General features: G+C 73.5%; 17 protein-coding genes. 5 read left to right on the forward strand and 12 right to left on the reverse strand.

Annotated elements, in window-relative coordinates:
• Positions 1–14: 14 nt before the first annotated feature.
• The 7 genes from CTZ28_RS14095 to CTZ28_RS14125 form a co-directional block, all read right to left on the reverse strand.
• Positions 15–1,247 carry an FAD-dependent oxidoreductase gene (locus tag CTZ28_RS14095; protein WP_121889701.1) on the reverse strand — a complete coding sequence of 411 codons (1,233 nt, stop codon included), beginning with the start codon at positions 1,245–1,247 and terminating at the stop codon, positions 15–17.
• A gap of 139 nt (positions 1,248–1,386) precedes the next feature.
• Positions 1,387–2,052 carry a TetR/AcrR family transcriptional regulator gene (locus CTZ28_RS14100; RefSeq protein WP_259471603.1) on the reverse strand — a complete coding sequence of 222 codons (666 nt, stop codon included), beginning with the start codon at positions 2,050–2,052 and terminating at the stop codon, positions 1,387–1,389.
• Positions 2,049–4,055: a CocE/NonD family hydrolase gene (locus CTZ28_RS14105; RefSeq protein WP_121889702.1), complete on the reverse strand. Its 2,007-nt coding sequence runs from the start codon at positions 4,053–4,055 to the stop codon at positions 2,049–2,051. The genes CTZ28_RS14100 and CTZ28_RS14105 overlap by 4 nt, the downstream gene beginning before the upstream one ends.
• Positions 4,052–5,863 carry a dipeptide ABC transporter ATP-binding protein gene (locus CTZ28_RS14110; RefSeq protein ID WP_259471604.1) on the reverse strand — a complete coding sequence of 604 codons (1,812 nt, stop codon included), beginning with the start codon at positions 5,861–5,863 and terminating at the stop codon, positions 4,052–4,054. The genes CTZ28_RS14105 and CTZ28_RS14110 overlap by 4 nt, the downstream gene beginning before the upstream one ends.
• Positions 5,860–6,756 (reverse strand): ABC transporter permease, encoded by an 897-nt coding sequence (locus CTZ28_RS14115; RefSeq protein WP_121889704.1) that lies wholly within the window; start codon positions 6,754–6,756, stop codon positions 5,860–5,862. The genes CTZ28_RS14110 and CTZ28_RS14115 overlap by 4 nt, the downstream gene beginning before the upstream one ends.
• A complete protein-coding gene (locus tag CTZ28_RS14120; protein ID WP_121889705.1) occupies positions 6,753–7,709 on the reverse strand; it encodes an ABC transporter permease in 957 nt (318 codons plus the stop codon). The genes CTZ28_RS14115 and CTZ28_RS14120 overlap by 4 nt, the downstream gene beginning before the upstream one ends.
• A gap of 2 nt (positions 7,710–7,711) precedes the next feature.
• Positions 7,712–9,283: an ABC transporter substrate-binding protein gene (locus tag CTZ28_RS14125; RefSeq protein WP_121889706.1), complete on the reverse strand. Its 1,572-nt coding sequence runs from the start codon at positions 9,281–9,283 to the stop codon at positions 7,712–7,714.
• A gap of 885 nt (positions 9,284–10,168) precedes the next feature.
• Here CTZ28_RS14125 and CTZ28_RS14130 point away from each other — a divergent pair.
• Complete coding sequence (locus CTZ28_RS14130; protein ID WP_398655906.1) at positions 10,169–10,816, forward strand: GntR family transcriptional regulator; 648 nt, start codon at positions 10,169–10,171, stop codon at positions 10,814–10,816.
• Positions 10,817–11,535: 719 nt separating this feature from the next.
• Here CTZ28_RS14130 and CTZ28_RS14145 read toward each other — a convergent pair.
• The gene (locus CTZ28_RS14145) at positions 11,536–12,327 is read right to left on the reverse strand and encodes a carbon-nitrogen hydrolase family protein (protein WP_121889707.1); all 792 of its coding nucleotides are present in this window, start codon (positions 12,325–12,327) and stop codon (positions 11,536–11,538) included.
• A 53-nt stretch (positions 12,328–12,380) separates the two neighbouring features.
• A complete protein-coding gene (locus CTZ28_RS14150; RefSeq protein WP_121889708.1) occupies positions 12,381–13,733 on the reverse strand; it encodes an MFS transporter in 1,353 nt (450 codons plus the stop codon).
• 141 nt (positions 13,734–13,874) lie between these two features.
• Here CTZ28_RS14150 and CTZ28_RS14155 point away from each other — a divergent pair, with 141 nt between their 5' ends.
• Positions 13,875–14,561 (forward strand): DUF2848 domain-containing protein, encoded by a 687-nt coding sequence (locus tag CTZ28_RS14155; protein ID WP_121889709.1) that lies wholly within the window; start codon positions 13,875–13,877, stop codon positions 14,559–14,561.
• Between the two features lie 284 nt (positions 14,562–14,845).
• Here the strand turns inward: CTZ28_RS14155 and CTZ28_RS14160 are convergent, their stop codons facing one another.
• From CTZ28_RS14160 to CTZ28_RS14170, 3 genes are read right to left on the reverse strand one after another with little or no spacing between them, the layout of a single operon-like run.
• The gene (locus CTZ28_RS14160; protein ID WP_121889710.1) at positions 14,846–15,508 is read right to left on the reverse strand and encodes a DAK2 domain-containing protein; all 663 of its coding nucleotides are present in this window, start codon (positions 15,506–15,508) and stop codon (positions 14,846–14,848) included.
• Complete coding sequence (locus tag CTZ28_RS14165; RefSeq protein WP_121889711.1) at positions 15,505–16,512, reverse strand: dihydroxyacetone kinase subunit DhaK; 1,008 nt, start codon at positions 16,510–16,512, stop codon at positions 15,505–15,507. Before CTZ28_RS14165 ends, CTZ28_RS14160 begins: the two co-directional genes overlap by 4 nt.
• Entirely contained in the window at positions 16,509–17,855 is a 1,347-nt protein-coding gene (locus CTZ28_RS14170; protein ID WP_121889712.1) for an MFS transporter, read from the reverse strand. Before CTZ28_RS14170 ends, CTZ28_RS14165 begins: the two co-directional genes overlap by 4 nt.
• Before the next feature lie 176 nt (positions 17,856–18,031).
• Here CTZ28_RS14170 and CTZ28_RS14175 point away from each other — a divergent pair, with 176 nt between their 5' ends.
• From CTZ28_RS14175 to CTZ28_RS14185, 3 genes are all read left to right on the forward strand, one after another.
• Positions 18,032–18,919 (forward strand): dihydrodipicolinate synthase family protein, encoded by an 888-nt coding sequence (locus tag CTZ28_RS14175; protein WP_121889713.1) that lies wholly within the window; start codon positions 18,032–18,034, stop codon positions 18,917–18,919.
• 74 nt (positions 18,920–18,993) lie between these two features.
• Complete coding sequence (locus CTZ28_RS14180; protein ID WP_259471605.1) at positions 18,994–19,692, forward strand: GntR family transcriptional regulator; 699 nt, start codon at positions 18,994–18,996, stop codon at positions 19,690–19,692.
• Positions 19,693–19,710: 18 nt separating this feature from the next.
• The gene (locus CTZ28_RS14185; RefSeq protein ID WP_121889714.1) at positions 19,711–21,153 is read left to right on the forward strand and encodes an aldehyde dehydrogenase (NADP(+)); all 1,443 of its coding nucleotides are present in this window, start codon (positions 19,711–19,713) and stop codon (positions 21,151–21,153) included.
• The last annotated feature ends 129 nt before the right edge of the window (positions 21,154–21,282 follow it).

Consider the following 21,282-nt stretch of genomic DNA (forward strand, 5'->3'; position numbering starts at 1 on the left):
GCTCCCGGGCGGGGCTAGCGGACGGCGCTGCGTGGGGGTCGCTCACGCAGTGCCCCGTAGCCGATGAAGTACGCGGGCAGCCGGCGCAGCAGCCGGGACGAGGCGAGCAGGCCGGCCGCGTGCCGTGCCCTGCGTACGTCGCCCAGGGGCGGGCGTCCCCGCAGGACGGGGGCGATGAGGCAGGCGTGGGCCAGGCGTTGCAGCCCCTGGGTGGCGACGGTGGTGGGACGGCGGCGGCGCTGGACGCCGCGCACGTCGTGCAGGCCGACGCTGCCGTGGCGCAGCGGCCCGACCAGATGGCGCGCGGCGGCCACGGCGTCCTCGACGGCGAGGTTGATGCCGATGCCGAAGACCGGGGACATCGCGTGCGCGGCGTCGCCGATGCACAGCAGTCCTGGGCGGTGCCAGCGGCGCAGCCGGTCCAGGCGGACGTCGAGGAGCTTGACCTCGTCCCAGTCGCTCAGCCGGTCGACACGGTCCGCGATCCAGGGGACGGCGGCGGCGTACTGGGCGCGGAAGCGGTCGAGCCCGGCGGCGCGGCGGCGGGCGTCGGAGCCCTTGGGGATGAGGGCGGCGCACTGCCAGTAGTCCCCGCGGTCGATCATCGCGGTCAGGAAGCGGTCGCCCGCGGCGCCGACGAGTCCGCGCGGGTCCCCGGCGTGCCGCGGCAGCCGGAACCACCAGGCGTCCATCGGGCAGCGGTAGCGGCGCAGTCCCAGCTCCGGCCGGGAGCGGGCGAGGGATCCGCGGCCGTCGCAGGCGACGGTGAGCAGGGCGCGCAGCTCTCCCCGGCGGCCGTCCCGGGTGCGGTAGCGCACGCCTGTCACCCGGCCGCGCTCGACCAGGAAGTCGGTGGCCTCGGTGCCCATCCGCAGCTGGAAGGAGGGTTCGCGCCGGGCCTCGTCGGCGAGGAGGTCCAGGAGGTCCCACTGGGGCACCATCGCCACGTAGTTGTACGGGCCGCGCAGCACCGTGAGGTCGGCGACGGTGACCTGTGACCGGCCGGCCCCCACGGGCAGTTGGACGGTGTGCACCCGGCGCTGCGGCAGCCGGGCGAACTTCTCGGCCAGGCCCAGGTCGTCCAGCAGGGCCAGGGTCGAGGGGTGCACGGTGTCGCCGCGGAAGTCGCGCAGGAAGTCGTCGTGCTGCTCCAGGACCGTCACCTCGACACCGGACCGGGCGAGCAGCAGGGCGAGCACCATGCCCGCGGGACCACCGCCGACGACACAACACGCGGTCCGTTCCATCACTGCCCTGCCTTCCGGAGAGCGGTAATTCATCACCCAGTGAATAGTGTACTCGCCGGGCCGCCCCCACGGCATCCCGAGCCGCCGGGCTCCTGCGGCCCGACGGCGTGCGCGGGCCGCGTGTCGTGGGTGGTGCGGGTCAGTCACGGGGCGTGGCCGGGCGGGGGCGACGCGGTATCAGCTCCGTCTCGATCAGCCGGTTCAGATGCCGGCGCGCGTCCCGCGTGGTCAACGACGGCGCCTGCCGCAGCCGCTGGAGCGCGAGCCCGTCGGCGAGCGCGGCGAAGCGGACCGTGAAGCCGTCGGGGTCGGCGCAGTCGGCGTCGCCGTCGGTGACGGCGCGTACGGCCAGGGCGCGGATCTGGTCGTGCCAGTCCCGGTAGCGGTCCGCCTGCCCGCGGGCGAACGGCTGGTCCGGGTCCTGCTCGCCGGCGTTCCAGTACTCGAACCACATCCGCCAGTGGCGGTCGGTGTCCTCGGTGAACAGGGCGTCCACCAGCAGCCGCAGCGCCTCGACCCCGCTCGTCGCGGCCTCCGCGGCCCGGCTGAGGGCGGCGTAGTAGCCCTCGATGTGCAGGACCATCGCCTCGGAGAGGATCTCCTGGACGCTGCCGAAGTGGTAGGTGACGGTGCCGACGGACACCCCGGCCGCGGCCGCCACGTCCCGGACGCCCACCGACCCGTAGCCGCGTTCGGCGATCAGCGGGACGGCCGCCTCGGCGATGAGGCGGCGGCGCACCTCGGTGGGCTGCCGGGTGCGGTCGGCGGCGGCGACGGCGCGGCGCGGGGGCCTGGACGCCTTCATCCGGACGTCCTCGGGGTGGTGTGCCGCCAGGCGCGCTTGGCCACTGTCTCTCCGTTCGCCCGTGCCTCGATGTGGCTGTCCATGATGAACTCCGTTGCCGTGGCCCGCAGTCCGGTGCGCGCGACGACCTCGGCCTGCCAATCCTGGCCGCGGGTGAGCCGGATCGTCCACTCGGACGCGGCGGACGCGGTGAGCGGGTCCGTCTCGCGGATCCGGTAGGTCTCGCGGGCGCTCTCCTCGTACTTGAGGCCGTCCGGATACGTCCGCGATCCGCCGTAGTCGGGGTCGACCTCCAGGGTCCACTCCCCCGCCGCCACGTCCCGGGTGACGAGCCGTTCGGGGCGCCGCTCGGCCGGCCGGTCGTGGGTCACGGGGAGGGGCGGCGCCTGCTCGGGTTCCTCGAACCGGATCGGCGGCTCCTGCCCCACGGCCCGCACCGGCAGCAGCAGGGTGCTGTGCGCGGGGAGCACGGTCAGCTCACCGCGTTCGCCGTGCGGCCACACCCAGGGCCAGTACGCGTCGGAGACGGCGACCCGGATCCGGTGGCCGGGCGGGAACGCGTAGCCGATGCCGGTGAGTTCGAGCTCGACGTCCTCGTACGTCCCCGGGGTCCACTCGTCGGCCCGGTCCCGGCCGTTCCTGCTGAGCAGGTTGAGCACGCCGCGGGTGACGAGGGTGGAGGAGCCGTCGGGGGCGACGTCGCAGAGCCGGGCGACGACATGGGCGCGCGGGGTGGCGCTGTCGAGGCGGAGCCGGAGCCGCGGGCGGCCGAGGATCTCCGTCCGCTCGTCCAGTGGCGCCGAGTCGAAGCAGACCGAACGCCCGTCCTCCTCGCGCTGGTCGGGCGGCAGATCGCCGGCGTTGCCGAACGGGAAGAACCGGCCGGCGTCCACCCCGGTGTGGAGCGGGGAGCGGACGGTGACGGGCGCGGGGTCCGGGCCGAGCGGGCGGGCGTCCCAGGTGGTCCTCGGCGACGGCCAGGCGTCGTCGCCCACCCAGCGGCCGGGCATCACGTCGTAGGTCGTGGCGGGCGGCACCGGGTCGTGGATCCAGGTCCGCAGCAGCGGTTCGGCCATCACCCCGGTGTCCCGGTCCTTCAGGTGCCGGTCCCACCAGCGCAGGGTCTCCTGGAGGAAGCCGATGGCGGGGCCGGGCGGCAGTTCGCGGTCCGGGTACTGGTGTGACCAGGGGCCGATCAGTCCGCGGACCCGGTCGTGCGGCAGCCGCTCCACCAGCCGCAGCACCGTGTCCCGGTAGGGGTCGTGCCAGCCGCCGACGGCGAGGACGGCGGCGTCGATGGCGCCGTAGTCCTCGCAGACGCTGCCGTGCCGCCAGTAGGCGTCGCGCTCCTGGTGGGCGAGCCAGGTGTGCAGCAGCGGTTCGAGGGCGTCGAGGCGCCGGCGCCACATCGGCAGCCAGCGGTCGGCGCCGACCACGGCCGGGTCCGGCGGCCGGGACGCGAAGGCGAGCATGGTGCCGGCCCAGGCGAGCATGTCGATGCCGAGGACGGCGCCGCCGGTGTAGTGCACGTCGTTGTCGTAGCGGTCGTCGGTGGAGCAGACGGTGACGATCGCCTTCAGCGGCTCGGGGGCCAGGGCCGCGATCTGGAGGGCGTTGAAGCCGCCCCAGGAGATGCCGAACATGCCGACGCGGCCGGTGCACCAGGGTTGCGCGGCGAGCCAGTTGACGACGTCGACGCCGTCGGCGAGTTCCCGGGCGTCGTACTCGTCGCCGGGTGTCCCCTCGCTGTCGCCGTGGCCGCGGATGTCGACGCGTACGGAGGCGTAGCCGTGGCCCGCGTACCAGGGGTGGCGCTGGGCGTCCCGGGGCGCGGTCCAGTCGCTCTTGCGGTAGGGCAGGTATTCGAGGAGCGCGGGCACGGGGTCGTGCTCCGCGTCGGCGGGCCGCCAGACGCGGGCGTGCAGCCGGGTGCTGCCGTCCCGGGTGGGGATCCACAGGTCCTCGCGGACGACCCGCCGCTCGAACTGCTCGCGGTACTTCACGCGGCTCCTTCCGTTTCCTCGGCCGTCGCCGCGGCCGTCTCGTGGGGTGCTTCGGTCTCCGGGTGCCAGCGGCGCACCCGGTGCCCGTCGCCGTGGTCGGTCCACACGTCGTCCGGGGTGGCGGCGTCCCGCCAGCCGGGGACGGAATCCGGTGTGCCGCCGGCGCGGGGCCGGGCGTCCGGGTCGGGTTCGAGGGCGGCGGCCATCAGCTGACGTGTGTAGGGGTGGCCCGGCGCGGCGAACACAGCCTCGGTGGGCCCCTCTTCGACCACCACGCCGTGCCGCAGCACGACGACCCGGTCGGCGATGCCCCGTACGACGGCCAGGTCGTGGCTGATGAACAGGCAGGCCAGATCGCGTTCCCGGCGCAGGTCGTCCAGCAGGCGCAGCACATCGGCCTGGACGGAGACGTCGAGGGCGGTGGTGATCTCGTCGGCGATCAGCACATCGGGCCGGCCGGCCAGGGCGCGTGCGATGCCGATGCGCTGGCGCTGGCCGCCGGAGAGCTGCGCGGGCAGCCGGTCGGCCAGGGCCGGGTCGAGCCGTACGTCGCCGATGAGGATCCTGGCTCGGTCCGCGGCCTCGGCGCGGGTGGCGGCCGTGCCGAACAGGCGCAGCGGGTGGCGGATCGCGTCGCCGACCGAGCGGCGCGGGTTGAGGGAGGTGTCGGCGTTCTGGAAGACGAGCTGGACCCGGCTGCGCAGGGCGCGTGGGCGGCTGCGGGCGGGGCGGGCGAGGTCGCCGGCCGGGTGGGTCAGGGTGCCGCCCGACGGGGTGCGCAGTCCGGCGAGCGTCCAGGCGAGGGTGGACTTGCCGCTGCCGGACTCGCCGACCAGGGCGAGGACTTCGCCGCGCCGCACGTCGAAGGAGACACCGTGCACGGCGCGGGTCGTGCCGTAGTCGATGGTGACGTCCCGCGCGGTGACGGCGACCGGGGCGTCGGCGGGCACGGCGCTCCTCGGCCGCACCTCCCGTTCGCCGTCCTCGCCGACCCGCGCGAGCCCGGTGTCGTCGAGGCGCGGCACGCTCGCCAGCAGTCGGCGGGTGTACGGGTCCCGGGGCGCGGCGAACAGCCGGCGGGTGGGCGCCGACTCGACGACGCGGCCGGCGCGCAGCACGGTCACCTCGTCGGCGGTGTGGGCGACGACGCCGAGGTCGTGGCTGACCAGCACGGCGGCCAGGCCGAGTTCGTCGCGCAGGGCGCCGACGAGGTCGAGGACGCTGCGCTGGGTGACGACGTCGAGGCCGGTGGTGGGTTCGTCGAGGACGAGGACCTTGGGGCGGGCGGCGATGGCCATGGCGATGGCGACGCGTTGCTGCTGACCGCCGGAGAGCTCGTGCGGGTAGCGGCGGGCGAGTTCGGCGGGGCGGGGCAGCCGCACCTGGTCGAGCAGTTCGGTGACGGGGACGTCGCCGCCGGCCTCGGCGATCTGCCGGCCGATGCGCATGGTCGGGGTCAGGGCGTGCCCGGCGTTCTGTGCGACCAGGGCGACGGTGCTGCCGCGCAGCCGCCGCAACTGACGGGCGGTGAGGGCGAAGACGTCCGAGCCGGCCACGGTCACCGAACCGCCGGTGATCCGTGAACCGTGCCGCAGATGCCCCAGCAGGGTGGCGGCCACGGTCGACTTGCCGCTGCCGGACTCGCCGACCAGGGCGAGGGTCCGCCCGGGGGCGACCTCGAAGGACACCTCGTGGGCGACGGGTATGTCCCGGCCGCCCGCGCGGTAGGCGACCGACAGGGCGCGGACGGCGACGACCGGGGCCGTGGCCCGGTCGGCGGGCGGTGCTGCGGGGACGGTCGAGGTCATCGGGAGCCCTTCCTGATCCGGTCGACGCCCCATGCCTTGGACAGGCCGTCGGCGGCGAGGTTGAGCCCGACGACGAGCGTGGCCAGGGCGATGATCGGCGCCAGGCTCGCCATCGGGACGACGGTGATGGCGGTGCGGTTCTCGGCGACCATGAGCCCCCAGTCGGGGGTCGGTGGCGCGGCGCCGAAGCCGAGGAAGGACAGCGAGGAGATCAGCAGCACCACCCAGGAGGCCCGCATGGCGAACTCCACGCACACCACGTCGACGATGTTGGGCAGCACCTCGCGGCGCAGGATGGACCAGGTGCCCTCGCCGCGGGCGCGGGCCGCGGTGACGTAGTCGGCGGGTACGACGGCGAGCGCGGCGCCGCGGATCACCCGGACGACCTGCGGTACGTACACGACGGCGACGGCGAGGACGATGACCGCGGGTCCGGTGCCCAGCGCGGTGACGACGACGAGCAGGGCGAGGATCGACGGCACGGACAGGACGGCGTCCAGCACCCGGCCGAGCAGGTCGTCGAACCAGCCGCCGCGCAGTGCCGCCGTACAGCCGATGACCGTGCCGAGAGCGATGGTGAGCACGGTCGCGGCAGCCGACACCCCGAGCGCGTACCGGCCGCCGTACAGCACCCGGGTCAGCACGTCGCGCCCGTACTGGTCGGTGCCCGCCCAGTGGTGCCGTCCGGGGCCGAGCAGCGCCTGCCCGGCATCGTTGGCGACCGGGTCGTAGGAGGTCAGCAGCGGGGCGAGCAGGGCGATCAGGACATGCACGGCGACGACGGCGAGGCCGATCACGGCCGTGCGTGAGGAGCGCAGGGTGTGCCAGGCGCGGACCGCGCGGGCGGCGGGTGTCACGGGCACCGCCGGCGCCGGCGTGTCGAGGGTGGTCATCGGGTCCTCCCGCGGGTGCGCAGCTTGGGGTTGAGGGCCATGGCGCCGAGGTCGGCGGCGAGGTTGCAGACGGTGTAGACGACGGCGCTGACGAGCGCGACCGCCTGGATGACGGGCAGGTCGCGGTTCTGCACGGAGGACAGCATCAGCTTGCCGATACCGGGGTAGTTGAAGACGTTCTCGACGACGGCGACCCCGCCGACCAGCCAGGCCACATTGAGCGCGATGACATGCAGGGTGGGCAGCAGGGCGCTGGGCAGGGCGTGCCGGGTGACCACCCGCCAGGACGACAGGCCCTTGAGGCGGGCCGTGGTCACGTACTCGCCGGCCATCACGTCGATCACGGAGGTGCGGGCCATCCGGACGATGTACGCGGCCATCACCACGGCGAGCGCGAGCGCGGGCAGCCAGACGGCGGGCAGGAGTTGGCCGACGCTCGCGTCGGGGCCGTAGAGGACCACGGCGGGGAACCAGGGCAGGGCGATGGAGAAGCAGAGCACCAGCACGGTGGCGACGACGAACTCGGGGACGCTCATGCCGACGAGGCTGACGGTGGAGATGAGGTGGTCGGGCCAGCGGTCGCGGTACAGGCCGGCGATGACGCCGAGCACGATCGAGCCGGTGACCGCGAACAGCACGGTGACGCCCGCGATCAGCGCGGAGTTGGCGAGGTGGGCGGCCACCTCGCCGCCGACCGGCCGCTGGGAGACGAGCGAGGTGCCGAAGTCGCCGTGCAGGGCGCCCCCCATCCAGTCGGCGTAGCGTTCCCAGGCGGGCCGGTCGAGGCCGAGCCTGCCGCGCAGGGCGGCCACGGCGTCCGGGGTGGCGTCCTTGCCGAGGATCTGCCCGGCGACATCGCCGGGCAGGGCCTGGACGGCGAGGAAGACGAGCACGGAGGAGAGGAACAGGGTGCCCACGGCGGCCGAGACGCGCCGGGCGAGGAACGCGAGCATGCTCAGGCTCCCTTCAGGCCGATGCCCAGGTAGTCGAACTCGAAGCCGTGTTCGGCGTAGCCGCGCACCGCGCGGGAGATGCCGACGAGGCGGTCGGCGAACATCGGGGTCATCGCCCCGCCCCGGTCCATCACGATGGTCTGCGCCTCGCCGTACAGGTCGCGGCGCCTCGTGTCGTCGGTCTCGGCGCGGGCCCGGTCGAGCAGGGCGTCGAACGCGGCGTCGGACCACGCGGTCTCGTTGTAGGAGGAGCCGCCGCGGAAGATCTGGGTGAAGAGCTGGTCGACGGGCCGGCCGGTGAACCAGTAGGTGGCCATGAGCGGCTTCTTCATCCAGATCTGTGTGTAGTACGAGTCCGCGGCCGCCGTCCTCACCTTGACGCGGATGCCGGCCCGTCGGGCCGAGTCCTGGTAGGCGAGGGCCATGGGGGTGAACAGCGGGTCGTAGGCGGAGGTATACAGCTCGACGGCGAGCCCCTCGTGCCCGGCCCGCTTCAGCAGATGGCGGGCCTGCTCCGGGTCGTGCGCGGGGTGTGCGGAGATGTGCGCCGGGTCGCTGGGCGGCACCGGGTTGTCCCAGCCCGCCGTGCCCGCGCCCTGCAGCGCCACCTTCACCACGTGTTCGGGGTCGTAGGCCAGTTTCATCGCCTGCCGGACGCGGACGTCGGTGAACGGCTTCTCGGTGGTGAGCATCGGCAGCACGTACCACTGGGCGTCCTTGACGCGGGTGACGGTGGCCCGGTCGGAGGCGGCGACGACCCGCGCCGTGGCGAAGTCCAGGTTGGTCTGGGACAGCAGGTCGACCTGGCCGGCCAGCAGGGCGTTGGAGCGGGCCGACATGTCGGCGACGGAGTAGAAGGAGATGGCGTCGAGGACCGGGCGGCCCGCCCAGTGGTCCGCGAAGGCGACGACGCGGCCGGGTCCCGCGGGGGTGAACGACTCCAGCTTGAAGGGGCCGGTGCCGATGCCGGTGCGCCCGGCGGCGCGGGCGCCGCCGTCCGGGATGACGTAGCAGTTGTAGTGCGTGAGCAGGCTCGGGAACTCGGCATTGGGTGTCTTCAGCGGTACCACGAGGGTGTGCGCGTCGGGTGTGCGCAGCGCGCCCGGGTCGAGGAGCGGGGCGAGGACCGCCGCCTGCGGGGACGCGGTCGCCTTGTCCAGGATGTGCCGCAGCGTGTAGGCGGCGTCGGCCGAGGTGAAGGCGCGCCCGTCGTGGAAGGTGACGCCCTTGCGCAGCCGGAACGTCCAGGTGCGGGCCTTGGCGTCGGGCTCCCACGACTCGGCGAGGTCGGCGGCGAGTGAGCCGTCGGCGCCGACCCTGACCAGCCGGTTGTAGAGCGCGCCCAGGTATTCGTACGCCGACAGGGCACTGGCCGGGTCCAGCGTCTCGGCATCGGAGGCCGGGGGCCGTGCGATGCGCAGGGTGCCGCCGCTGTCGGGGGCTTCGTGCGTCTCGCCGCCGGGCTGCACCGGGGCGGCCGAGGCCCCCGTGCAGCCGGACAGCAGCCACGACGCGCCGAGCGCGGCGGCGCCGGCGAGGACGGATCGCCGTCGTGGGTCATGGATGTCGGGCATGGACCGACCGCCCCTTCCGACTATTCGTTCAAAGGAACGATTGAGTGAGGTGGCCGAACGATAACGAGGGGGACATCGCCCGGCCAACCCGTCGGACAGGGAAATTAACCTCGGAAACCAAGCCGTTACGCTCGCCGCTCGGGGTGATCATGGCCGGCCGGTCGGGGCCGATGCAGCCGGACCCTGCGGCAGCCGACCGACAGCAGGACCGCCGCGCCGCGGTAGTTCACACAGGTGGATTCCACCCCGCGCCCGGCCCGCATCACCGGCGACCCGCAAGCCCGCCAGCCCGGGACTCGTCGCGGAAACCCCGGTCCGACGACAGCGGCAGCAGGCGGCGCCGGGGTGATCACGGGCGACCGATCAGGGCCGAGGCAGCCAGACCCTGCGGTAGCCGACCGACAGCAGGACCGCCACGCCACGGGAGTTCACACAGGTGAATTCCACCCCGCGCCCGGCCCGCATCACCGGCGACCCGCAAGCCCGCCAGCTCGGGACTCGCCGCCGAGACCCGGCCCGGCGACAGCGGGAACAGGCGGCGCTCACGGGCGGCCGATCGGGGCCGATGCAGCCGGACCCGGCAGGGGCCGAGCGGCAGCAGGATCGCCGCGCCGCGGGAGTTCACACAGGTGAATTCCGGCCCGCATCACCGGCGACCCGCAAGCCCGCCAGCCCGGGACTTGCCGCGGAGACCCGGTCCGGCAGCGGCAGCAGGCGGCGCTCACCGTCGCCCGGCCGGGCGCCTGCGCCACAGATCGGCGGCGGCTCGGCAAGTCACCCGGCCCCGCCCCCCGTTCACGCTCTGCGCCCGGTGGGCGTGGCTGATCTTGTGGCCGGGGTACGTGGTGGGCGCCGCCAGGGTGGTAGCGTCCGTATACAAGGTGTATGCGAGGTCTGGGGGTGGCGGTGGCGTCCGGTCGGGAGAAGGCGTACTCGTATCTCAAGGACACGGTACTCACGGACCCGGAGATGCAGGGGACGTTCCTGTCCGAACAGGAGATCGCCGACCGGATCGGGGTCTCCCGCACCCCCATCCGCGAGGCCCTGCTGCTGCTCGCGGCCGAGGATCTGGTCGAGCTCGTCCCCAAGCGAGGCGCCCGGGTGGCGCCGCTGACGGGGCGGGAGATCAGGGAGCTGATGGAGCTGCGGGGCATCGTCGAGCGGTACGCCACCGAGGAACTCGTCGCCCGCGGCAACGCGCCGGTCCAGGAACTGCTCTCGCTGCTGGACCGGCAGCGCGAACTCACCGGGCCCGACCAGGCCAGGGAGTTCATCGCGGTCGACCACCACTTCCACTCGACCCTGGTGTCGGCCGTGGGCAACACACTCCTGGACCGGCACTACGACGGACTGCGCAGCCGCCAGGTCCGGGCCGGCGTGGTCGCCCTGTACAACCAGCAGGGCCGCCAGGAGGCGGTGCTGACCGAGCACCGGGCCATCGTGGACGCCCTCGCCGCGGGCGACGCCCGGGCCGCATGTGCCGCGATCGACCACCACCTGGAGTCGACACTCAAGGTACTGCTCGCGGGCTAGGGCCTCTTGTTTGGATCAGGCCGGGCTCGCGGGCCCTGGCACCGCGCCTCGCGGCGTTGTCGTCGGTTGTCAGGGCTCCGCCCTGCCGCCCTCCTCCGCCTTGCGATCCACGGCACCAGACCCCGCTCCCTGATCCGGCCTGATCCAAACAAAAGACCCTAGATGTATTGACCCGCCGAGTGTCGGCGGCGGGTGGTCGACCCGGGTGACTTCCGCGTCCGGCGTTCGCCGGTGGCCGGCGGCCGGTCGTCAGGTGTGCGCTCTCGGTGTGCCGGGCGCGGGCCCTCGTGCTGGACGTACTCGGGCCCGTGTCCGGTGCGGCGAGAACGTATGCACGGGCGTCGCGGGGCTGGGGCACCTCCCGGCCGGAGGTCGGGGAGGGAATGTGACGACAGGGCCTAAGCAGGTCCGGTGAAGTCCGCTGCGGTTCGGCAGCGCCCTGAAGGGGCGCGGGGAACTGCGCGACCAGCCACGATGGCGCCGCAGCCGACCGACGGCACATCGCGGCATTTCCAGCGGAGTGCTTAGAGCTGGTCCGGGTAGGTGAACACCAGCATGGTGACGCCGTTCTGTGACGTCCACGGGCCGTGTGGCATTCCGGGTGGGCGGCACGCGTACATGCCCGTCGTGAAGCCGGCTCACCCCTGGGCCGAGCTGTCGGTGCCCGGCGCCCAGCGCACCAGCGCGGTGCGGCAGCTGGAACTGCAGCTCGGGCTTGGTCACCGCCACAGCTCCGGGCGGCGGTTGGCCAGAACGGAGGTCTTCTCCCGGACGGCGGCGACCTCGTCGGTGTCCAGGTCGGCCACCAGCAGCTCCGGTGCCGCGCCCAGCGCGTGCCGCACGGTCCCGTCGGGGCCGACGACCCGGCTGTGCCCGATGCCCGTGGGCGCTGGCCCCGGCGGCGTGCCGGGGTCGGCCTGGCCCACGGCGGCGAGCCACACCGTGGCGTCCAGCGCCCGGGCCCGCACCAGCAGCTCCCACTGGTCGGCCTTTCCGGGCCCGGCGCCCCAGGACGCCGACAGCAGGACCGCGGCCGCCCCGGCGTCGGCGTGCGCCCGGAACAGCTCGGGGAAGCGGACGTCGTAGCAGGTGGCGAGCCCCAGACGGACGCCGTCCACGTCGACGGCGGCGGTCCGCGAACCCGCGGCGACGGTGTCGGACTCGCGGTAGCCGAAGGCGTCGTAGAGATGGATCTTGTCGTACGACGCCTCCACACCCGGACCGGTGGCCAGCAGCGTGTTCGCCACTCGTCCGTCCGGTGCCGGGGTGAACATGCCGGCCACGACGACCGTGCCGGTGGCCCGGGCGATCTCCCGCACCCCGTCGGCCCACCGGCCGTCCAGGGGCTCGGCGAGCGGTGCCAGCGGGGTGCCGAAACAGGCCATCGTCGCCTCGGGGAACACGACGACCCGGGCGCCCGCGTCCGCGGCACGCCGCGTCCACTCCTCGACGAGACGCAGGTTCTTGTCGGGATCGGGTCCGGTGGTGAGCTGACTCAGGGCGATGCGCATAGGGGCCTCTCCTTCGCGGATTCAGCAGGATCGGGGCGGCGGGACGAGCGGGGTCAGCCGGTGGGGACGGTGCCCGCGGCGGCCGGCTCGGCGAGCCGGGCGTCCTCCTCGACGGCGGCGTCGGGGTCGCGGCCCAGGAACACCCCGGCGACGGAGACGGTGGCCGCGACCGCGATGTACAGGGCCAGCGGCAGCCAGCTGCCGTAGGCGCTCAGCAGCGTGGTGAACAGCAGGGGCGCGATGGCGCCGCCGATGATCCCGGCCAGCGTGTACGCGAGCGAGGAACCCGTGTAGCGCAGCCGGGGCGAGAACTGCTCGGCGATGAAGGCGGCCTGCGGACCGTACAGGAAGGAGTGGATCGCGAGGCCGACGACGACTCCGGCGGCCAGCGCCGGCCATCCGGTGCCCGCGAGGGGGAAGAACACGAACGGCCACACACCCGCGGCGACGGCGGAGACCCCGTACAGCAGACGGCGGTTGATCCCGTCGGAGACGGCGCCGGCCAGCGGGATCAGGAAGACCTGGAGCGAGGAGCCGATGAGGACGGCCGCCAGGGCGGAGCCGCGCGACATGTCGAGTTCCTGGGTGGCGTAGGTCAGCACGAAGACCGTGAACATCGCGTAGAGGACATCGGGCCCGACCCGGCAGAGCATCGCGGCGATCAGGGCGCGGGGCTGAGTGGTGAAGACCTCGCGGACCGGGGCCTCGGGCCGGGTCTTCTCGGCCTCCATCGCCTTGAACACCGGGGTCTCCTCCAGCTTCGCCCGGATCCACAGGCCGAAGCCGACGAGGACGCCGGAGAGCAGGAAGGCGACCCGCCAGCCCCACGACTCGAACTGCGCCTCGGTCAGCAGCGCGCCGAGCGCGGCGAGGACACCGTTGGCGAGGAGGTTGCCCGCGGGCGGGCCCACCTGGGCGGCCGAGGCGTAGAAGCCCCGGCGGCGCGGGTCGCCGAACTCGCTGGACAGCAGCACGGCGCCGCCCCATTCGCCGCCGACGCCGACGCCCTGTGCGAACCGCAGTACGACCAGGGCGATCGGGGCGGCCACCCCGATCGTGGAGTACGTGGGCAGGACGCCGATGAGGAAGGTGGCCACGCCGATCAGGATCAGGGTGGCGATCAGCACCTTCTTCCGGCCGATGACGTCGCCGAGGCGGCCGAAGACGAGCCCGCCGAGGGGGCGCGAGACATAGCCGACCGCGTACGTGGAGAACGCGAGGAGAGTGCCGGTGAGCGGGTCCTCGGACGGGAAGAACAGGTCGCCGAAGACCAGGGCCGCGGCGGCGGAGTAGACCGCGAAGTCGTACCACTCGAGGGCCGTGCCGGTCAGGCTGGCGGCGAAGGCCCGGCGGACGCCGGAGCGCCGCCCGGGCAGCGTCCGGCCGCCCTGTGGAGTGTCGTGCATGGTTCCCATCCTTGCGTAGGGGGACATCGACCTTCCGGCATACTTCTTGTATACAGGTGGTATGCGCAAGCCCTGCGCGAGAAGTTAACCGTGGAGAAATCCGGATCCGCGGACCGCACAGTGATCTCTGGGAGTGCCCTCATGGCCGTGCTGACCTTCGAACTGCCCGACGGATCGACCCGCGAAGTGGACGTCGTGCAGGTCCTCAACGCGGGCTACGCCGGTCGCAGCCAGGAGGACGTCGCCGCACACGTCGCCGAACTCGCCGAGCTGGGCGTGCCCGGCCCCTCCGTGACGCCGGCCCTCTACCCCGTCTCCTCCTACCTCGCCCGGCAGACCGACCGGGTCGAGGCGCAGCACGCGCGCACCTCCGGCGAGGCGGAGTGGGCGCTGGTCGTGGCGCCCGGCGGGGAGCTGCTGCTCACGGCCGCCTGCGACCACACGGACCGGGATCTCGAAGTGTACGGCGTCGCCTGGAGCAAGAACGCCGGTCCTGACGTCCTGGCCCGGCGCGCCTGGCTCCTCGCCGACGTCGCCTCCCGCCTCGACGAGCTGACGCTGCGCGCCTGGGTCACCCACGGCGACGAGGAGAGCGAGATCCAGAACGGCACCCTCGCCGAGCTCCTCCCCCCGTCGTACTGGGTGGACGTCCTGCGCTCCCGCGACGCCCTCGTGCCGGGCACCGTCCTCATCTCCGGCACGATTCCGATGACGCCGGACGTGGACCAGTTCGCCGACGCCTGGCGGGTGGAACTGGCCGATCCCGCCACCGGCGACGCCATCGGTCTCGCCTACCGCGTCCTGCGCATGAGCGAGCCCATCGGCTGACCTACGCCGTGCGGCGCTCAGCCCAGGACGGGGGGGGCGGGGGGGTGTCCTCGTCGTGGGCGTCCGCGGCAGCGTCGTGGCCGTTCGCGCAGTTCCCCGCGCCCCTCATAGCGCACCGCCATCAGGCAGCGAACCTCGCGGGACCAGCTCATGCGCAGGAGCACGGGGGGCGTCCTCGTCGTAGGCGGCCGCGGCGACGTCGTGGCCGTTCGCGCAGTTCCCCGCGCCCCTGTAGGGGGCGAAGCCGCCCCGTGTTTCCGGCGGGGCGGCTTCGGATTGTGGGGTCAGATCTGCTGTGCGGGGGTCTCCTCACGGGACGCCGGCTCGTGGGGGTCTCCGAGGAAGTCCGCCAGTTCGCCCGGGGACCGGTCCTGCGCCCGGGCCAGGGACCAGAACAGCAGGGCGACCCCCAGGGCGCCGGGGTCGGCGAAGCCGACGGCCCGCTCACCGACGTAGGAGGCACGTCCGCGCCGGGCCCGCAACGCGGCCGTGGCCCGGGCCCCGGCGAGGGCGGCGAGGGCGACGTCCCGCAGATCCTCCCCCGCCTCCAGCGCGTCCCGGGCCGGGACCAGGGCGTCCACCATCGTGCGGTCCCCGGGCTCCGCCTCGCCCACCCGCTGGATCGCGGCAAGCCCCTCGCGCACCCCGGCGGCCCAGGCCGCACGGTCGTCCCCGGCGGCGAGGGCGCCCGCGATCTCCTGGAACAGCAGTCCCAGCAGCGGGCCGCTGGTGCCGCCGACCTCGTCCAGGAAGACCTCCGCGGCCACGGCGAACGGCGGTTCGGCGGGCCGGGCCGCCAGCGCCGAGACGACCAGGTCGAGCCCCTCGCGGAGGTTGTCGCCGAAGTCGCCGTCGCCGGAGAGCTGGTCGAGGGAGGTGAGGGTGTCGTATGCGGTGTGGGCCGCCTGCGCATAGGTGCGCAGGACGAGATGCCGGTCGATGGTCAACGGATCGACTCCAGTGCGGGGAGGGCGAGGGTGCGGGCCGGCGCGTGCCAGAAGGCGGCCCAGTCCTCGCGCAGGGCGGTCAGGGTGAGGGAGAAGCCGCTCATGTCCAGGGCCGGGACGAGGGTCCCGACGAGCCGGCCGGCCACGTTCACCCCGCGCTTGTCCAGCAGTTCGGCCACCCGTGCGTGGACGGCGTACAGCTCCAGCAGGGTGGTCGCGCCGAGGCCGTTGACCAGGAGGAGGACGGACCCGGTGGTCGTGGGCAGCGCGTCGAGGACCTGCTCGGTCATGCGGTCGACGAGCTGGTCGAAGCCGGGGTGCTCCAGGGTGGCGGCGGCGCGCTCGCCGTGGATGCCGACCCCGTACTCGAGCGTTCCGTCGGGCAGCGCGAACGCCTCGCCGCCCCGGGACGGGGAGGTCTGGGCCCGGGCGGCGACCGCGAGACTGCGCGACGCCGCGGCGAACTCGGCGCCGAGGCCCGCGAGTTCGTCGAGCCCGAGACCGGAGTCGGCGGCGCCGCCGAGGAGCTTCTCCACGATGACGGTGGCGCCGGTGCCCCGGCGGCCGGTGGCGGTCTCGGTGCTCTCGGTCGCGAGGTCGTCGTCGACGAGGACGCGGCGCACGGGGATGCCGTCGGCGCGCAGGCGTTCGGCGGCGATGCCGAAGTTGATGCGGTCCCCGGTGTAGTTCTTCACCACGTGCAGCACGCCGTCCCGGCCGGCGACGGCCCGGGACGCCTCGTAGACCTGGCGGTTGTGCGGCGAGGCGAAGATCCGGCCGGGGACGGCGGCGTCCAGCATGCCGCGCCCGACGAATCCGGTGTGCAGGGGCTCATGGCCGGAGCCGCCGCCGGAGACGATGCCCACGCGCCGGCCGGGGTGCCGGTCGCGGGCGGTGACGTACAGCGGGTCCTCGGTGAGGTGCAGCAGGCCCGGGTGGGCCAGGGCCAGGCCGCGCAGGGCCTGCTCCACGGGGTGCTGTTCGGGCAGGAACAGGCTGTTCACGAGACCTGGGTCCTTTCGGGGAGGTGCGGGGCCGGTGCGCCGGCCGCGACGGCGGGCGCCTCGCCGGCTCCGAGCCGGGTGGTGGCCAGGGCGGAGACCACGGCGACGCCGACGCAGTAGGCGATCAGCCAGGACCAGTGGCCGCCGGCCGCGGACAGCAGGGCGGTGCCGATGAGCGGGGAGAGACCGCCGCCGAGGGTGGCGCCGACCTGCTGGGTGACCGACAGCCCCGTGTAGCGGACGTTGACCGGGTAGAGGTTGGAGAAGAGGGCACCTTGAGCGCCGTACATGGCGCCGTGCCCGATGCCGAGTCCGAGGGTCATACCCAACACGTAGGCCCAGAACTGGCCGGTCTGGAGCAGCAGGAAGAACGGCACGGCGAGGATCGCCTGGAAGAGGGCACCGGCGATGTACACCTTGCGCCGGCCGATGCGGTCGGAGAGGGCGCCGAAGTACGGCAGGGTGCAGCACTCGACGGCGCAGGCGATCAGCACCGCGAGCAGCACGGGGCTCTTCGGCAGATCGAGTTCGGTGGTGACATAGGTGATCGCCACCACGTAGTAGATGTTGAACAGGCCGCTCTCGGCGATCTTGGCGAGCACGGAGAACAGGACCGTCGTGGGCTGCCGGGTCAGCACCTGGCGCACGGGCAGGCTGTGCACCTCGCGGTCCTCGCGCATCTTCACGAACTCGGGGCTCTCGGTGATGTTCAGGCGCATCCAGATGCCGACGCCGACCAGCAGGATGCTCGCCAGGAAGGGCAGCCGCCAGGCCCAGGAGTCGTACGAGCCGGACGGCAGCGCGTTGTCGAGGATGGTGACCAGGCCCACCGGGATGAGCACACCGGCCGGGGTGCCGATGTGCACGAGTGAGGTGAAGAAGCCCTGGCGGGAGCGCGGGCTGTACTCCAGTGCCATGAGCACCCCGCCGCCGTACTCGCCGCCCATGCCGAGGCCCTGGAGCAGCCGGATGGCGACGAGCAGGATCGGGGCGGCGATGCCGATGCTGTCGTAGGAGGGCAGCAGGCCGATCGCGAAGGTGCCCAGCCCCATCATGAGCATGGTGATGATGAGGACGTTCTTGCGTCCGAGGCGGTCGCCGAAGTGACCGAAGAGGATGCCGCCGAGCGGGCGGGCGGCATAGCCGACGAAGTAGGTGGCGAACGCGGCGAGGGTGCCCACCAGGGGCGAGGCGTCGGGGAAGAACACCTTGTCGAAGACCAGTGCCGCGGTGGTCGCGTAGAGGGTGAAGTCGTAGTACTCGACGGTGGTGCCCAGGGCGCTGGCGGTGACGACTTTGCGCAGCGACGCCCGGGAATCGGGCGTGGCGGGCGATTCGGACATGCTCGCTCCATTGCGATGGCGGCTCGGACGACACGGTCGGTTCGGCCCCTACATGCTGCATGGGCGCCGACCGTGTCCTGAAAGCGACGGTTCTCCTGACAGGGACCGCGTGCTAACATCTGATGCATCAGACATTACATCCGTGCCCAGGGCGCGGCAATACCCGGGAGACCAACGTGAAGGACATCCGGCTCGGCGGCATGATCTCGACCGTCGTCACGCCGTTCGACGCGAACGACGAGGTCGATCTCGACCTGCTGCGCGGCGAGGTGAAGTACCTCCTGGACCAGGGCGTCACGGCGATCTGCGCCTGCGGCAGCACCGGCGAGGGCCAGACCCTGTCCCTGGAGGAGAGCGCGGCGATCTGCGCGACCGTCGTCGACGAGGTCGCCGGCCGTGTTCCGGTCATCGGCGGCGTCATCCAGAACAGCACGGCACAGGCCAAGCGCTACGCGCTCGCGCTGAAGGCGGCCGGGGTCGACGCCCTCCAGATCACCCCCGTGCACTATGTGTTCGCGCCCTCAGCCGAGGAGACGGTCGCGCACTACCGCGAGCTCGGCGAGGCCACCGACCTGCCGATCGTCCTCTACAACGTGGTGCCGTGGGCGCTGGTGCCCGTGGACACCATCGAGCTGCTGCGCGACGTCCCGCAGGTCGTGGCGATCAAGCAGTCGGGCGGCGACATCCACCTGCTCGCCGACCTCCTGCACCGCATGCGCGACCGGTTCACCGTGCTCGCCGCGCTGGACGACCTGCACTACCCCGCGTTCGTCATGGGTGCCCACGGCGCCCTCGCCGCGATCCCCACCGTCACCCCCCGGCTGAGCGTCGAGCTGTGGGACGCGGTGCAGGCCGGCGACCACGCCAAGGCGTTCGAACTGCACGAGCGGATCCTCACCGTCTGGCGGGCCATCGACGCGCCCAACCTGCCCGCCACGCTCAAGGCCGCGCTCGAACTGCTGGGCCGCAACCCCGGTCTGCCGCGCCGTCCGTTCCAGCCGGCCACCGAGGCCGAGCGGGATCGCATCAGGACCGCCCTGCGAGCGGCTAATCTGATCGATTAGATGCTGTATCCACGGCGCCGGGCCCTTGCCACGGGAACCGGCGCCGCAGCGACCGTTGGAGAAGAAGGGCGATCATGGCCACCCCGTCCGTCCGCAGCCGCCGCGGCACCACCCCCCTGGTCGTGGAGTCGATCTCCGAGCAGCTCTACTCGATCCTGTGCGAGCGGATCACCACCGGCGGCTACGCCCCGGGGTCCCGGCTCGACCCGCAGGCCATCGCGTCCGAGTTCGGCGTCTCCCGCACCCCGGTGCGCGACACCCTGCAACGCCTGGAGCACGACCGGCTCGTGGAGACCCGTCCGCGCTCCGGCACGTTCGTCACCCGGCCGACCCGCAACGACGTGCACGAGGTGTGCCAACTGCGCAAGGGGCTGGAGTGGCTCGCCACCGGAGTGGCCGCCGAGGCCATGCCGCTCGAGCAGATCGCCGACCTGCGGGACGAGGCCGTCGCCGCCATCCGCGCGGCCGAGCAGGGCGACTACGAACCGTTCTTCGTCAGCGACACCCGCATCCACCGCGAGATCATCGCGAGCACCGGCAACAGCCGGCTGGTCGCGGCCCGCGAGTCGGTCGAACCCTTCGTCTACTGGCTGCGCGTCCTCGGCGCCACCGGCCCGCACCGCCTCGCCGGATCCACCCGGCGGCACCTGGAGATCCTGGACGCCATGGCGGCCCGTGACGTCGGTGCCGCCCAGGAGGCCGCCGCGATCCACCTCACCGAGGTCGAGGAGTGGACGCTGGCCGACATGGCCTCCCACGACATCGTCACCTGACCCTTACCGAGGTCCACCGTGAGCACCACTGCACCCCGTACCAGCCCCGCCGACCCCGCCTCTCCCGTCTCCCCCACCGCCGAACCGCTCGACACCGTGCTGGCCAGGGCCGCGGCCGCCGCCGGTACGGCCCGCACCGCCCGCCCCGCCGACCGCGCGCGCTGGCTGACCGCCGCGGCCGACGCGCTCGACGCCGCCGCCGAGCGCCTGGTCCCCGTCGCACAACGCGAGTCGCGTCTGCCCGAGGCCCGCCTGTCGGGAGAGCTGCGCCGCACCACCTTCCAGTGCCGTCTCTTCGCGGAGCGGCTGGCCTCCGGCGCCCTGGACGACGTACGCGTCGATCACGCGGACGCCGACTGGCCGATGGGCGCGCGCCCGGACATCCGCCGCACCATGGTCGCGCTGGGCCCCGTGCTGGTCTTCGCCGCGAGCAACTTCCCCTTCGCCTTCAGCGTCATGGGCGGGGACACCGTCAGCGCCCTGGCGGCCGGCTGCCCCGTCGTCGTCAAGGCGCACCCCGGGCATCCCGAACTGTCCCGGCTCACCGCGGCGGTCGCCGCCGACGCGCTGGCGTCCGCGGGCGCCCCGGCCGGCCTGCTCCAGCTCATCGAGGGCGAGCGGACGGGCGCGGACGCCGTGCGGGACCACCGCATCAAGGCGGTCGGCTTCACCGGTTCCACGCGCGGCGGCCGTCAGCTCTTCGACCTGGCCGCGGGCCGGCCCGACCCGATCCCCTTCTACGGCGAACTCGGCTCCACCAACCCGGTCGTCGTCACACCGGCGGGCTGGGCCGAGCGGACCGCGGACATCGCCGCCGGGTTCGCCGCGTCCTGCACCCTCGGGTCCGGCCAGTTCTGTACGCAGCCGGGTGTCGTGTTCGTCCCCGACGCCGACGCCTTCGTCGCGGCGCTGCCGCCGCTCGGCGCGGGCCCGATGCTGAACGAGGTCATCGGCGCCAGCTATGCGACCGCGCTCGACGCCCTCGCCGCCCGCGACGGGGTCGAGGTCGCGCTGCGCACGGCCGGATCCGACGGGCACCCGGACGTCGTCGTGCTGCGCACCACCACCGACGCCGTTCGCGCCGACCCCTCGCTCATCTCCACGGAGGTGTTCGGCCCGGCCTCGCTGCTCGTCGAGTACGGCAGCCTGGCCGACGTGGCGGCGGCGCTCGCCGGGTTCGAGGGCACCCTGACCGGCACGGTCCAGGGTGGCGCCGCCCTGGACGACGACGGGCGGCGGATGCTGGAGCTGCTCGCCGGGCACGCCGGACGCGTCATCTGGAACGAGTGGCCGACCGGGGTGACCGTCAGCGACGCCCAGCAGCACGGCGGCCCCTGGCCGGCCTCGACCGCACCCACCACGACCTCCGTCGGCACGGCGGCGATCGACCGCTTCCGCCGCCCCGTGGCCTTCCAGAACGTCCCCACCCCCGCCCTGCCCCCCGAACTCCGCGACCGGTAAACCCGGTTGGGGGTCGCGCAACGGACGCAGAGCGAGGTCCGCGGCCCGACCCCCACCGGCCGGCCACCCGACGGAGTCATACGACACCGGTCCGGGCCCGCCCAGGGTGCGGCGCCCGCTGACGCGGGT

It is taken from the genome of Streptomyces shenzhenensis (assembly GCF_003688995.1).
In the GTDB taxonomy this organism is placed as follows: domain Bacteria; phylum Actinomycetota; class Actinomycetes; order Streptomycetales; family Streptomycetaceae; genus Streptomyces; species Streptomyces shenzhenensis_A.

Excerpts from the sequence above, each read along its gene's own strand:
- CTZ28_RS14130 (WP_398655906.1), top strand. The coding sequence starts at position 10,169 with ATGCGAGGTCTGGGGGTGGCGGTGGCGTCCGGTCGGGAGAAGGCGTAC.
- CTZ28_RS14155 (WP_121889709.1), top strand. The coding sequence starts at position 13,875 with ATGGCCGTGCTGACCTTCGAACTGCCCGACGGATCGACCCGCGAAGTG.
- CTZ28_RS14150 (WP_121889708.1), bottom strand. The coding sequence starts at position 13,733 with ATGCACGACACTCCACAGGGCGGCCGGACGCTGCCCGGGCGGCGCTCC.
- CTZ28_RS14100 (WP_259471603.1), bottom strand. The coding sequence starts at position 2,052 with ATGAAGGCGTCCAGGCCCCCGCGCCGCGCCGTCGCCGCCGCCGACCGC.
- CTZ28_RS14115 (WP_121889704.1), bottom strand. The coding sequence starts at position 6,756 with ATGACCACCCTCGACACGCCGGCGCCGGCGGTGCCCGTGACACCCGCC.
- CTZ28_RS14120 (WP_121889705.1), bottom strand. The coding sequence starts at position 7,709 with ATGCTCGCGTTCCTCGCCCGGCGCGTCTCGGCCGCCGTGGGCACCCTG.
- CTZ28_RS14180 (WP_259471605.1), top strand. The coding sequence starts at position 18,994 with ATGGCCACCCCGTCCGTCCGCAGCCGCCGCGGCACCACCCCCCTGGTC.
- CTZ28_RS14110 (WP_259471604.1), bottom strand. The coding sequence starts at position 5,863 with ATGACCTCGACCGTCCCCGCAGCACCGCCCGCCGACCGGGCCACGGCC.
- CTZ28_RS14170 (WP_121889712.1), bottom strand. The coding sequence starts at position 17,855 with ATGTCCGAATCGCCCGCCACGCCCGATTCCCGGGCGTCGCTGCGCAAA.
- CTZ28_RS14145 (WP_121889707.1), bottom strand. The coding sequence starts at position 12,327 with ATGCGCATCGCCCTGAGTCAGCTCACCACCGGACCCGATCCCGACAAG.
- CTZ28_RS14125 (WP_121889706.1), bottom strand. The coding sequence starts at position 9,283 with ATGCCCGACATCCATGACCCACGACGGCGATCCGTCCTCGCCGGCGCC.
- CTZ28_RS14095 (WP_121889701.1), bottom strand. The coding sequence starts at position 1,247 with ATGGAACGGACCGCGTGTTGTGTCGTCGGCGGTGGTCCCGCGGGCATG.